The 12,808-nt window shown below is 58.2% G+C and carries 10 protein-coding genes and 3 pseudogenes; 6 read left to right on the top strand and 7 right to left on the bottom strand.

Features of this window, described 5'->3' with window-relative positions:
• Positions 1 to 96: 96 nt before the first annotated feature.
• Positions 97 to 930: pseudogene (locus tag RGR602_RS33790) on the bottom strand (transposase); the annotation flags it as partial.
• A 192-nt stretch (positions 931 to 1,122) separates the two neighbouring features.
• Between RGR602_RS33790 and aac(6') the strand changes: the two are divergent.
• The 3 genes and pseudogenes from aac(6') to RGR602_RS33775 all read left to right on the top strand — a co-directional run.
• Positions 1,123 to 1,560: an aminoglycoside 6'-N-acetyltransferase gene (aac(6'), locus tag RGR602_RS33785; RefSeq protein WP_040116250.1), complete on the top strand. Its 438-nt coding sequence runs from the start codon at positions 1,123 to 1,125 to the stop codon at positions 1,558 to 1,560.
• A 130-nt stretch (positions 1,561 to 1,690) separates the two neighbouring features.
• Positions 1,691 to 2,083, top strand: coding sequence for a GNAT family N-acetyltransferase (locus RGR602_RS36765; RefSeq protein ID WP_082046780.1), 393 nt, complete (start codon positions 1,691 to 1,693; stop codon positions 2,081 to 2,083).
• 56 nt (positions 2,084 to 2,139) lie between these two features.
• Positions 2,140 to 2,858, top strand: a pseudogene (locus RGR602_RS33775) (transposase); the annotation flags it as partial.
• A 294-nt stretch (positions 2,859 to 3,152) separates the two neighbouring features.
• Here the strand turns inward: RGR602_RS33775 and RGR602_RS33770 are convergent.
• A complete protein-coding gene (locus RGR602_RS33770) occupies positions 3,153 to 4,130 on the bottom strand; it encodes a nucleoside recognition domain-containing protein (RefSeq protein ID WP_040116248.1) in 978 nt (325 codons plus the stop codon).
• A gap of 120 nt (positions 4,131 to 4,250) precedes the next feature.
• Here RGR602_RS33770 and RGR602_RS33765 point away from each other — a divergent pair, with 120 nt between their 5' ends.
• Positions 4,251 to 4,703 (top strand): Lrp/AsnC family transcriptional regulator, encoded by a 453-nt coding sequence (locus tag RGR602_RS33765; RefSeq protein ID WP_040116247.1) that lies wholly within the window; start codon positions 4,251 to 4,253, stop codon positions 4,701 to 4,703.
• 347 nt (positions 4,704 to 5,050) lie between these two features.
• Positions 5,051 to 5,586 (top strand): annotated as a pseudogene (locus RGR602_RS33760) (AAA family ATPase).
• A gap of 18 nt (positions 5,587 to 5,604) precedes the next feature.
• Here RGR602_RS33760 and RGR602_RS33755 read toward each other — a convergent pair.
• Positions 5,605 to 6,381, bottom strand: a complete 777-nt coding sequence (locus tag RGR602_RS33755) for a phosphodiester glycosidase family protein (RefSeq protein WP_040116246.1) — start codon at positions 6,379 to 6,381, stop codon at positions 5,605 to 5,607.
• A 764-nt stretch (positions 6,382 to 7,145) separates the two neighbouring features.
• Between RGR602_RS33755 and RGR602_RS33750 the strand changes: the two genes are divergently transcribed.
• Positions 7,146 to 7,379 (top strand): hypothetical protein, encoded by a 234-nt coding sequence (locus RGR602_RS33750; protein ID WP_170250788.1) that lies wholly within the window; start codon positions 7,146 to 7,148, stop codon positions 7,377 to 7,379.
• An 83-nt stretch (positions 7,380 to 7,462) separates the two neighbouring features.
• On the opposite strand, the gene RGR602_RS33745 is transcribed toward RGR602_RS33750, so the two are convergent.
• From RGR602_RS33745 to RGR602_RS33730, 4 genes are all read right to left on the bottom strand, one after another.
• Entirely contained in the window at positions 7,463 to 8,533 is a 1,071-nt protein-coding gene (locus RGR602_RS33745) for an alcohol dehydrogenase family protein (protein ID WP_040116244.1), read from the bottom strand.
• 11 nt (positions 8,534 to 8,544) lie between these two features.
• A complete protein-coding gene (locus RGR602_RS33740) occupies positions 8,545 to 9,924 on the bottom strand; it encodes an aspartate aminotransferase family protein (RefSeq protein WP_040116243.1) in 1,380 nt (459 codons plus the stop codon).
• A 31-nt stretch (positions 9,925 to 9,955) separates the two neighbouring features.
• The gene (locus RGR602_RS33735; protein ID WP_040116242.1) at positions 9,956 to 11,452 is read right to left on the bottom strand and encodes an NAD-dependent succinate-semialdehyde dehydrogenase; all 1,497 of its coding nucleotides are present in this window, start codon (positions 11,450 to 11,452) and stop codon (positions 9,956 to 9,958) included.
• Positions 11,453 to 12,259: 807 nt separating this feature from the next.
• Complete coding sequence (locus RGR602_RS33730; RefSeq protein WP_040116718.1) at positions 12,260 to 12,739, bottom strand: Lrp/AsnC family transcriptional regulator; 480 nt, start codon at positions 12,737 to 12,739, stop codon at positions 12,260 to 12,262.
• Positions 12,740 to 12,808: the final 69 nt, after the last annotated feature.

Here is a 12,808-nt window from a genome sequence, read left to right as displayed (position 1 = left end):
GAGCCCGTTTTACCATCTTATCGGGGGCAACCACCCCCGCCAGCCATCATCTTATAAAAATGGCCTGGGGCGATCGCGCCGCGATTACCCCATGTTTGGGAACGATCCATAAGCGGTGTCGGCCACAAGCCATTCTGGCTTGAGCCCAAGGCTTGTCTCTGTCCTCTCGATCATGGTGCGGGAAGCGCCGACCTCGGCCTGGCGGATGGCACGACTAGCCTCGACATCCAGGATGACGGCATTGTCGGTGTCGATCAGATAATTGGTGGCATAGGCGAAGAAGGCATGGCCCTTGTGCGCCCCGGTCCATTGCGCGGCCGGATCGGCAGCAGAGATGAACTTCGGCGTCACCTCCGAGGCCGCTCCAAAGGCGGCATCATCCAGCTTTTCCAGATATTCCCTGACCGCACGCGCGGCATCCTCGTCGTTTGGCGCGGCCCACTCCTCACCGGAAACAGAGCGCTGCTTGTTAGCGTCGGCGGCGATCAGGCTTGCGTCCACGGCAAAGCCCTCGCCACGCACCAGGCCCTCTGACATGCATCGCTTGACGACAGTCTCAAACAGATGACGGAGAAGATCGCTGTCGCGGAAGCGGCCATGGCGGTTGCGTGAGAAGGTCGAGTGGTCAGGCACTTTGCCGTCGAGACCGAGTTTGCAGAACCAGAGATAGGCAAGGTTGAGATGGACCTCGTCGCACAGACGCCGCTTAGAACGAATGCCCATGCAATAGCCAACGAGCAGTATCCGGATCATCAGCTCTGGATCAATCGAAGGCCGGCCAATTGAGCTGTAAAATGGCTTCATCTCTCTGCGGATATCGCCGCAGTCGAGGAAACGATCGATGCCGCGCAGCATATGTTCGTCGGGGAGGTGATCATCCAGGCAGAAATCGTAAAACAATTGCGCCGGTTCCGACTGCATCCCCATCATCGTTGCGCTCTCCTCTCGAAGCAGTAACGAGAGTGAATCACGACCGCACTAACCGATCAACCACCGACTAAATCAACAATATCCGCCAACAGCAGACATTGGCGGCATCGCAAAACCGTCTATTCTGCGACGTTGCAAAAGTCAGGAAAACAAGTGTCGCTTTAATCGGGAATTTCTCGAGAGAACCACAATATGGAATCGATTATCGAGATTGGGGAGTCGTGGGCGGAGCTTCGCGTTGCGCTGTGGCCGCATCACTCGCTCGAAGATCATCGAGTTGAGTTGTGCCGGGCGTTTCTTTCAGAAAGTGGAGAAGCCGTCGCGTTCATCGCTCGAAATGCTGCGAATGAAGCTGTCGGGTTTGCTGAGGCCACTTTGCGACATGATTATGTGAATGGATGCAGCAGCTCGCCCGTTCTATTCCTCGAAGGAATTTATGTCCGGCCCGTTGACAGGCGAAAAGGTATCGCGCGATTGCTTCGCAATGCCGTTGCCGATTGGGGGAAGTCGCTTGGGTGTGTTGAGTTTGGCTCTGACGCGCTGCTTGAGAATTCAGCCAGCCATGCGCTCCATACCGCTTTAGGATTTGAGGAGACACAGCGCGTCGTGTTCTTCCGAAAGCCACTGTAGGCCGGTGCTGCCCTTCCACGAGGATGGTTCGCCGCACAAATCCTGCAGACTGTCTGAAAACTACGCGTATATCTGATGCCGAAAACGGGTATATTGCAAATACCGGAAGTGATATGCAGGGAGTGTGTTGATCTTGGAGTATAAGATAAACCCTCACCCTTCCTCCGCCGATTTGAATCCTCTCTGGTCCGCTGCATGGGGAGCGCCTGCGCCAGCCTCGCTCGCTGATATGCTCTCACGCAGTCTCGGCCATATCGGTGTCTATGATGGCGATATAATTATTGGGTTTGTGAATGTAGCATGGGACGGTGGAACCCACGCATTCATTCTCGATACATGCGTTCATCCCGACTACCGTAGGCTCGGCATCGCAACTCGTCTTGTTGAGAAGGCAATAGCGCTGGCTCGACAAAAAGGCGCTCGTTGGCTTCATGTCGATTTTGAGCCTCACCTTGAGCCGTTTTATCGCAAATGCGGTTTCCGTCCAACGGCAGCGGGGTTAATTGCCCTCCAGTCAAATTAATTCTGGAGACGGATCAAAGCTCCGGTGCGGATTCCAGAGCTGTGGTAATATTTGCCATGGCACATCTTTCAGGAACAGATTGCGCGCAATTGCTGCTTCTCGCATCGAAGCTTTCGTTGATGGGCTCGATCTTGCTGCCGCAGGCTTTGTGCGGGTGGCTGCGAAGGAGACCGGCCGTCCGGGTTATGATCCGGCCGACGTTTTGAAGCTGTAGGTTTACGGATACATCAACCGGGTTCGGTCGAGCCGGCGGATAGAGGCTGAGGCGCATCGCAACATCGAGGTGATCTGGCTGCTGCGGCATCTGAAGCCCGACTTCCGCACCATCGCCGATTTCCGCCGCGTGAACTGGTCGGCCTTCAAGGAGGTGTTCCGGGAGTTCGTCATTCTGTGCCGGCAGCGAGATCTGTTCGGGCGAGAGCTTCTGGCGGTGGATGGCACGCGCATCAAGGCGGTGAACAACAGGGACCGCAACTTCACACGGGCAGCGTTGACGACGTCCATTAAAGAAGCCGATGAGAAACTGGCCGATTACATGAAGCGGCTCGATGAGGGCGATGCGGAAGAGGAGAAAGCCAGCAGCAATGGCGGCGGTTCCGGCCGCGGCGATGGCAAACTCGGGGAGAAGATCGCGGCAATCAAAGGCAAGCGGGATCGCCACAAGGCGCTGCCGGATGAAATGGACAAGACCGGTGAGGACCAGATCTCGCTGACCGATCCGGATGGCCGGGTCATGGCGCGCATGACGAAGGTGGGCGTCGGTTACAACATCGAGCCGAGCTGGGTCTTTGAGGAAGGCGTACCACTCGAATTCCTCCATCAGTTCGAAGACGATGGCGATGCGACGTTCTACGTATTCCGCGGCTATAGAGACGCAAGCATCAGGCGTGGAAAGGAAAGGTCAGGTTCCTGAAGCTAGCTGCCCAGACCAATGAAAGCATTATCCGGCTTGATGGCGATGTGACCGGTTGATGTGCGGGCTCTCCGCTCTTTTGCATCGCCGCTTCAGGCCGACAGGGGACGACGGCTCGGCGGGAAAGAGTCCAGAGCAGTCGCTGCAGGCAATAGCTTAGCCGCCTTTTGACTGGGCGTGTGGCAGCCGAAATATTCGCGCAAAGAATTTCTCATTAGACTGACGGCCAAGCAGAGCGCCAATCGCTGCGGTTGCCGCTACGGCAAAGGCCAGACGACCTCCAAGAACGCCATAGACATCGGCGCCAAGCGAGATCATCAAGATCGTGTCCTCAATCACGCTATGTGCGAAGCCCATGAACACGCATGACAGAAAGATCTGGTGCGGTGATATTCCGCCCGACCGCGCCTCGCGGATCAGAAGACCGGCACCGTAGGAAATCCCTAGGAACAATCCGACAGCGGTGAGCTTCTCTGCTTCGCCGCGGATGCCGGCAAGGCGCAATATGGGCGATAGAGCCTTCACCATCAGTTCCAGCAGCCCGGTCGCGCGCAGGAGCTCAAGGCTCCAGGACAGAACGACAAGGATTGCAAGCATCCAGATCATGGTCTCGCCGAGAGCATGGAAGTACTCGGGCCAACCGACCGTGGCGCTCATCGGGATCCAGGTCGGGTTGGCGGGAGCCGACAACCACCCCGTGGCCAGCAGAACATGATGCAGGAGAAAGGCGTAGAGCAAGCCGCCAAAGATGCGCAGCAGCGTCGTTGCCATCATCCCCGGTCCCGCCTTCTGAATGATCTTCTGCTCGATCGGCAGGCCATGCGCGAAGAGGATGAGCGCCGAAAAAACCGTGATGTCCGCGACACTCAGCGAGGATGTGGGAACCAGCGTAAAAATGAGCGGGATGGCGCCCCATATTCCGACGAGCATTCCCGTCAGCCAGGCCAGCCCAAATTCCGGGGGCAGGCCAACCAGGTCCATGACAGGCGCAAACGCGGGCGCCACGGCCTTGATCACTCCCATCCTCGCCAACAACTCCGTCAGGACCGTGATGGGAACCATGATCCGGACAAGCTCCCAATAAATTTCGAGTGTTTCGCGGGTTTTGCGTAAAATGGGCATCAAGAACGGCATACGAGACCTCCGGTACAATAGCCTCAATGTGCTAGCCCCGGCCGCTTCGAATTTGTGGTCAATGATTGCGGATCTGAGCAATTTTATTGCAAAGGCGTGATTGACGGATAGGCTGCGAGAATGGATCGGATCGACCGGAAGCTTTTGAATCTGATGCAGCGCGACGCCTCGCGCACCAATGTCGACATGGCCGAGGAAGTGGGCCTGTCGCCGTCCAGTTGTCTGCGCCGTGTGCAGCGACTGCGCAAATCAGGCATCATCGACAGAATTGTCGCGATCCTCAATCCCACCAAAGCCGAACGCAGGATCAAGGCCCTGATTACGGTCGAGTTGAAGCTGCACGGCGAGCAGCATATGCGCCGCTTTCTGAAAATCGCAGTTTCCGAAGAGGCCGTTTCACAGGCCTATGCCGTGACGGGCGAAACCGATGTCGTTCTGATGCTGCTCCTGCGCGACATGGAAGAATTCGACGCCCTCTGCGAGAGGCTGTTTCGCGACCAGACCAACGTTGCCCGCTTCTTCACCATGATGATCATCCGAACCGCCAAGGAAGAAACGGCGATTTGGCTATGATCGGATGCCGTTTCCGGGTTACTGACCGCAATTGGCTCGAAAGCACAGTTTGCTACCTCGGCGTAGAAGTTGACGACGCCTTGCGGATTGCCGAGCAGACCGAACTACGATCAGCAAACCACCGGCGGAAGCCGATCGCCCTCGCGCCACAAACGGACCTACGGTCGACGATCCCGCGTATGAGGTATTTGGCGGCAAGTGGCCGTCAGAACTGTAGCGACCGAGCGCCACTCATGCCCGCTGGCGCGCCTGGGTGCTCGTCGGCGTTTCAGAGGGGGCAGGCGTGTTAAGGCAATCGCGCCGTCACACCTGACGGCCGATGAGGGACGGATCAATGAGAGCGAAAAATGGGTGTAAGAAACTATTTAATCGAAGGCGTTTCCGGCACCGGCAAAACCACGGTGGCTGAAGAACTGCGGCGGCGCGGTTACCACGTCATCCACGGGGACCGGGAGTTGTCTTATGTAGGCGATTCCGAGACTTGTGAACCGCTGGATGGGCTTGCTCACGAGACCGTGACGGACAGTGTCACATGGGAGCACGAGCACCACATCTGGGATATAGATAAAGTCACATCCGTGGTCGCTGATTAACGCAACTCGATCTCCTTCTTCTGCGGCGGTTCTCGAAATTTCTCCCGCTTTATTGATCTGTTAGACGGGGTTTTCGTTCTCGACGTCGATCTCGACACGTTGAACCGGCGGCTTGCCGGGAGACCAGGAGGCGAGTTTGGCAGTCGACCTGCCGAACGGTACTGATTGCGCGATTGCATGCAACGAAAGAGGATGTTCCTAAGTATGGTGTCGTAATCGACGCCACTGCGCCGCTCGCCGTCATTGTCGAGATTCTCTCCAAATGTATCGGGGGCACACCGCACGCGTAGACGTAGCTGTTCGTGGCGTTACTGTACAACTCCAAGGATCGGGCCGAACCCGCCATGCCAGGATCTGTCATGGCGACCCATCTTCGGGTTGTAAATTCCCACTCCTCGTCCACCGTCGAGAAACAAGGCATTTGGGCATTTCAGATGATCGCGGAACAGGCGCGCAAAATCATAGAAATTCACCGTGTCGTCGCTTGCGGCAAGGCGAACGGTGCCACCGCCACAGACTCCCACGCCGCTCCGACGGGTTCGGTCGGTCGACCCTAAAATCAGGGCCGGGTGCAGCTTGTTCTGAATGACAAGCATTGGACCAGACTGGGTGGCGAACCGCACCTTGAGGCGATGCTTCAAAAATTGATCTGTCGGGAGAATTCCAGCCCTTGTGTCGCCAAAAAAGAACACGCCGTTCGGTTTCTTATAGAAATTTGGCAGAGGACCGGCTGAGCCTTCACCCCCGGCCGTATTGGCGGGTCGTAGTTCTCGGCCAGCCTCGACATAAAGTCCCATCGGAGAAAAATCGGCGCGGTACATCCCTGCGTTCATCGCGAATGTCAGCGCTCGTCCCTCTTTTCCTACGGCGTCGGCGACGCTCGAGAAGTAACGGTAAGGCTTGCCATCGATATCCTTCCAGAATAATCGCAGCTCTGCTTTCCCCGGTTCCAGGGTGCAAACAATGTATCGCGCCTCCTCGAACGTTTCTTGCTCACAATCTTGGGCAAAAGCCGGCGGCAAGGACGTTATCAATGCAACCAGCATCACGGCTGCGATTAGCACTCCATTTTTCAGATACGTCATCGCTGCCGATGCCCCTTCTTCAGGTCTTAATGGACCGATCTCGTTGTGATTACATGACGCAGCTAAAACCGAATGTGACGCCTGGAGAAACTGCGTGGCCACTATGGGTAATTCCGGCAGTTCGAGGAAGACGATTTCGGGCGATCAACGAGGTCAGGAACCTTCATGCCCCTGAACCGCCCCATGTTCATCAAGGCACCCCATGTTCATCAAGGGAATTGAATCTCAGGATAGATGCAGCCAGTGCCGACGGGCTGTTCAAAGGCTGTAGGCCTGCTTGTCGTCAGATGCCAATTTCCGCAGCCAACGACGTGTACGAACCCGCGCGACATCCTGCAGTCGCCGGAACGTTAGGGCGAGACAGATGCGAAGCGCAAGCCTTGAGGCGATTTTCGCTAAAGAGCTGACGGGATCGAGGGCGCATCGAGCTGAAATGTCTGTGCTGTCGGGACCTAGCGACGGCGTCCTCGACCACGACCTTTTCATCTTGACGGCGGTATGAAGCAGCATGTCCTTGGCGTCGTTCGAAACGCATTCGCATCGGTTTACGCATCAGGAATTCACGCTGGTGCGGTCGCTCGACGATGCTGATGTCACCCGCGGGCGCCCGCCGACGCCGCAATGGTCCCGAGGAGTGTCGAAAGGTGGCCGCCAAAGCCGGTCAGGGTGCTGGTTTCGTTGACATGATGCGGTCTGCGGGATGTAGTGAAAGGCAGCATGGAACCGGTTCATCCGACCGCGGTTAATCCGAAAAGGAGGCTTTGATCATGGTGCCAGATGAAATGGACGTTGTACTCGCCACTCTTCCGCTGCGCGTCGGCACATATGTGCCGGACGATCTGCTTGAGGACTGGTTTGCCCCTGATACAGGGATGAACCCCGTCAGCGACCAATGCCTGCAGGCTGCCAAAGCCTACGGCCGGAAGTTTGAGTGCGAATTCAAGTATTATACGGATCGCCAGGAAGGAGTGTTTTGGAAATTCGTCCCAGCCATGTGACAGCGCTGCGGGCAAATCATAATTGGAGCGGCCGGCGCCGAGAGCGAGAGCTGCGGGCGCCGGGTCCAGACCGCAAATCTCGATTAGTCGGGGACGACGACGAGCTTTCCGATGAAGTTCTTGGCCATGAAGTCCGTCTGAGCCCGATGGAAATCCGATAACGGATAGACGCCGCCGACGAGCGGCCGGATTTTCTTGTCCTCGATATAGCGGACGAGCCGACGGAAGTCGGTGCGCGTACCCTGGCTCGATCCATGCAACTCCAGTTGCTTCAGGTACATTGTCCGCAAGTCGAGCTGAACCACCGGCCCGCCGATCGCACCGGCCGTCGTATAGCGGCCCTCGGGACGCAGGATCTTCAAAAGATCGTTGAACATCGATCCGGCGACGAGATCGGCCACGACGTCGATCGGCCGGCCGGCTGAGGCCCGATCGACGGCTTCGACGAGATCACCATCGCCGCGGGTGACGACTGATTCTGCGCCGATATCCAGCACAGCCTGCTCCTTGCCAGGCCCGGCGATCGCAATCGGGATTGCGCCGCGTGCTCTTGCGAGCTGGATAATCGCCGATCCGACACCGCCCGATGCCCCCGTCACCAGCACGAGTTCGCCCGCAGAAAGCCGCGCCCGCTCAAGCATCCGTTCTCCGGTCAGATAGGCACAGCAGAAGGTCGCAAGCTCGATATCGGTGAGATCGGTATCGACGACATGGGCATTTTCCGCAGGCAGCGCCATGTATTGGGCATAACCGCCATCTCGGCCATGACCCATATAGTCGATGTCGGCAAGGCTATCGTCTTTTCGATTATAGATCGAGAAATCGACCATCACCCGCTCGCCGATCCGTTTTGCGTCGATGCCGGCGCCAACCGCGACGATATGGCCGACAGCATCCGTCCCCTGGATGCGCGGAAACGTCAGAGTATTGCCCTTCCTGCGCCAGGTGGAGACGGCCGACGGGTCGTCTTCGGTGCCGTAGGCGCCCTGGCGGACCCAGACGTCGGTGTTGTTCATGCCGCAGGCCGTGACCTTGATGAGCACTTCGCCTGCGTCCGGGATCGGGACAGGGGTGGACCCGTTATAGACCAGCTTGTCGAGCCCGCCATGACCGACGAGTTGTACGGCTGCCATCGTCTTCGGAACAACGGTCATCTCACACTCCTTCAGACGGATTTGAAGACGCTGTCGATGGCTTCGGCGGCAGCCTTGACCACAGTATCGGCCTCGCCCCGGGTCAAACAAAGCGGCGGCGCAAAACCGAGGATGTCGCCGTGCGGCATGGCGCGGCCTATCACGCCACGCTCCAGCAGCGCAGCGGCCACCTGCGGACCGATTTTTTGCGAGGGATCGAAGAACTTGCGATCGTCCCGATCTGCAACAAACTCAACAGCCGCCATCAACCCGTCTCCACGCACCTCACCAACGTTCTTGTGACCGCCGACGGCCTTTGCCAGTTCCGAGCGAAAATAGGCGCCGGTCTCGCCGGCATTCCTCACGAGATCGAGCTCATCGATCAGTTCCAGGTTGGCAATCCCAGCGGCGGCGCAGATCGGATGTGCGGAGTAGGTCCAGCCATGACCAATCGCCCCCATCTGATCGGAGCCCTGGACGAGCACCTGCCAGACCCTGTCGGAAACGATCGTACCGGAAAGCGGCGCATAGGCCGAGGTGAGGCCCTTGGCGATGGTGATCAGGTCCGGCCTCATGCCGTAGTGGTCCGAGCCGAACATCGTGCCCAAGCGGCCGAAACCGGTCACCACCTCATCTGCAATCAGGAGGATATCATACTTTTCCAGCACGGCCTGGATCTGCTGCCAGTATCCGGCGGGCGGCGGAACGATACCGCCTGTCCCGAGGATTGGTTCGCCGATGAAGGCGGCAATTGTTTCCGGACCTTCGGCAAGGATCATCTCCTCCAGCTTGTCGGCGCAAAATTGCGAAAACCGCTCCTCGTCCATCGATCGGTCGGGGCGGCGGAAATAATAAGGAGCTTCCGTGTGGAGAATGGGCGCGCGCGGCAGGTCGAAAGCCTTGTGGAAAACTTCGAGCCCCGTTAGCGAACCTGTCATGACACCCGATCCGTGATAACCGCGCCAGCGCGAGATGATCTTCTTCTTGTCCGGACGGCCGAGGATGTTGTTGTAATACCAGATGAGCTTGATGTTCGTCTCGTTCGCATCGGACCCTGAAAGGCCGAAGTAGACGCGGCTCATGGCTTCGGGCGCGCGGTTGATGATCATCTTCGACAGCCTGATCGATGCTTCCGTGCCATGGCCGACATAAGCGTGATAGTAGGCAAGGTTCTTTGCCTGTTCGGCGATCGCATCGGCGATTTTCTGCCGGCCGTAGCCGACATTGACGCAGTAAAGTCCGGCAAAGGCATCGAGACTGGAGCGGCCGCTCGTATCGGTGATGTAGACACCTTCACCGTTGCCGATCACCCGCGTCGGCGTCTCGCCACGTGCGTGCATGCCCATATGAGTGGAGGGATGGAAGAAATGATCCCGGTCCCAGGCGTTGAGTTCGTTGCTTCGTTCCAGCATGGCATTGTCCTTGATGTTAAACGGGAGGGCCTCAGGCGGCCGTGTCGATGCAGAGGTATTTAAGCTCGGTGAAAGCTTCGATGCCGTGCCTTGAGCCCTCGCGCCCAAGCCCGGATTGTTTCCAGCCGCCGAAAGGAATGGGACCGCCGGTGATTTTCACCCGGTTGATCGCCACCATGCCGTATTCGAGCGCACGTCCAAGGCGCATCTGCCGGGCGCCATTCTCCGTGACGACATAGGCGACGAGACCGTATTCGGTGGCATTCGCCTTTGCGATCACTTCGTCTTCCGTGTCGAAGACGCTGATGCCTGCCACGGGGCCAAAGGTCTCCTCGCGCATGATGAGAGCATCGGCAGGAACGTCTGTCAGCAGCGTCGGTTCGAAGAACAGTCGGCCGGCGACGTGACGTTTACCGCCGGTGATCAGTTTGGCTCCGCGCTTCAGTGCATCGCAGACCTGTTCCTCGACCTTGACGATGGCACGTTCGTGCATCAGCGGGCCGATATCGGCATTCGCCGAAAGGCCGTCTGCCACTCTCAATGCTTTGATGTGGCGTGCAAATGCCTCAGCGAAGCGATCGGCAATTGAGCGGTGCACGAAGATGCGGTTGGCAGCCAGGCAATCCTGGCCCGACGTGGCGAACTTGGCGTCGATGGCAATTCTGGCCGCACGCTCGATGTCGGCATCGTCGAATATGATAAGTGGTGCATGTCCGCCAAGCTCCATTACCAGCCTTTTCATGCTTGACGCGCATTGAGCGGCAATGAGCTTGCCGATCCCGGTCGAGCCGGTGAAGCTCATCGCCCTGATGCGCTCGTCCTCGCACATGCGGCCGACGATGGTTGCCGCATCACCGGTGACAACATTGAACACGCCCGCCGGAATCCCGGCGCGCTCGCCGAGCTCGGCAAGTGCGAGTGCCGAAAGCGGGGTCTCGGATGAGGGATGGGCAACGACGGTGCAGCCGGCAGCAAGTGCCGCCGCAGCCTTGCGCGTGATCATGGCGGACGGAAAGTTCCACGGCGTGACGATACCGACGACACCGAGCGCCTCGCGGCGGACGATCATCTCAGCGTCCAAAAGGTGGCTGGTGACGTTTTCGGCATTCAGCCGCTTGCCTTCCTCACCGTACCATTCCACGAACGAGGCGGCATAATCGATCTCGCCCAAGGATTCCGAAAGCGGCTTGCCCTGCTCGAGCGTCATGATCAAGGCGAGATCTTCCTTTGATACCAGGATCAGCTCGAACCAGTTGCGCAGGATTTTTGCCCGGTGCTGCGGCAGCATGGCGCGCCAGGCCGGCATTGCCCGCGCTGCCGCGCCGATCGCCGTTGCCGTCTCGTCCGCCCCAAGACTTGCTACCCAGGCGACTGTTGTTCCAGAAGCAGGATCGGTGACTTCGAAACTCTTGCCGGCGTCTCCCGCCGACCAGCGTCCGCCGATATAGGCGAGATTACGCAGGAGATGCCTGTCCTTGAGGCGTGAAAGCGCATTGTGGAAATCGGGGCGGGCAAAAACCGCGGTCATGATTTATCTCCTCATTGCCGACGGGTAAGTCTCCCACAGGCGGAGGCGAGAAATTGTCCATTGCCGATGGCCAGAAGAGAGAGATTGACTAAGGCTGCGGCGTGCCGCGGCTGATCTGTCTACGCACCGGTTTGCGCATGACAATCCGACATGGGGTTGGGTCATCGGGTAATGACGAGCTGAGGACGGTGATACACACCACTTCAAGGGGAGAACCGGGTATCAAGCAGACGACACTTCAAAGGCCGCCAGCAGCGGCTTTGCTCTTTTGAATTGGACCGTCGAGACCTCGCTACCTGGCCGGGCCCAGACGCCGTGGGCTGCCAGAGATTGAACCTTCGCCTATCGTCACCGTTTTAAATGAGCCGGCAGCCACTACGCCGGTGCGCGCGGCAGGCTGCCGCACGCCGGCAATGGCGTGGTTGAACCGCAGCACATCACCGACGGCTGCGATCAGCGAAGGCCGAAGAAACTCAAAATCGCGATTACGATGACAACTGCGCCGACAAGCCAAATGAGATTATTCATGGAAATCCCCTATTGAGTTGAGCAAACACTTGCTTGTCAGCTCATAACACCTGCACAGGCTTACGGTTCCATCCCATCAATGCTCTCGCCCGTGGCGCAACGACAATGCTCGCCCGCGTGGACGCTACCAGGCATGAGGCGCCGACCACTTTGTCGGCCTTCATCGCATCGCAGATGATCGAAACCGCTTCCGTTGCGAGCGGGTCTGGTGGCTGAGGACTGAGCTGCCGATGCTCACTCACATCCAGCCTATACGGGTGGCCGTCGATTTAAGATCGTTCACGGTCGACCAATCAAAGCGCCAACGGGAAGGACCGTCTCGTCCTTCACCGTCTTCGTGACAATATAGGTAAAATAGCGCTCGATGCCGAGTTCCCGGTCAAGCAGGTCATCGATCAGCCGCTGGTAGGCGTCTATGTCGGGTGCTGCAATCTTCAGGAAATAGTCGATCCCCCCGCCGACCGACCAGCAGCCGATGACTTCCGGAATGGTCGCAATCACGCGTTCGAAGCGCTCGAAGTCGCTCTGGCGATGATTGGCGAGCGCCACTTCCACCATGACGCTCGCAACTGGGGCGATCCGGCGAAGCGCGACGCGGGCATGGTAGCCGGTAACGATGCCTGCCTTTTCCAGTTTTCTAAGCCGCATCCAGCAAGGTGTCGGCGACAGGCCGGCCTTTTCGGCAAGCGCCAGCTTGGTGATGCGTCCGTCACGCTGAATGGCGTCGAGGATACGCAGATCGATGGCGTCGAGTTTCATGGCATTCCCGGCTGCGCAAATCATTCCAAAGGTGAGGAAAAGACAATGGGAGCGCATTTTGCCATTGTC

This window comes from Rhizobium gallicum bv. gallicum R602sp (assembly GCF_000816845.1).
In the GTDB taxonomy this organism is placed as follows: Bacteria; Pseudomonadota; Alphaproteobacteria; order Rhizobiales; family Rhizobiaceae; genus Rhizobium; species Rhizobium gallicum.
This window is presented reverse-complemented; position numbering and strand designations above follow the sequence as displayed.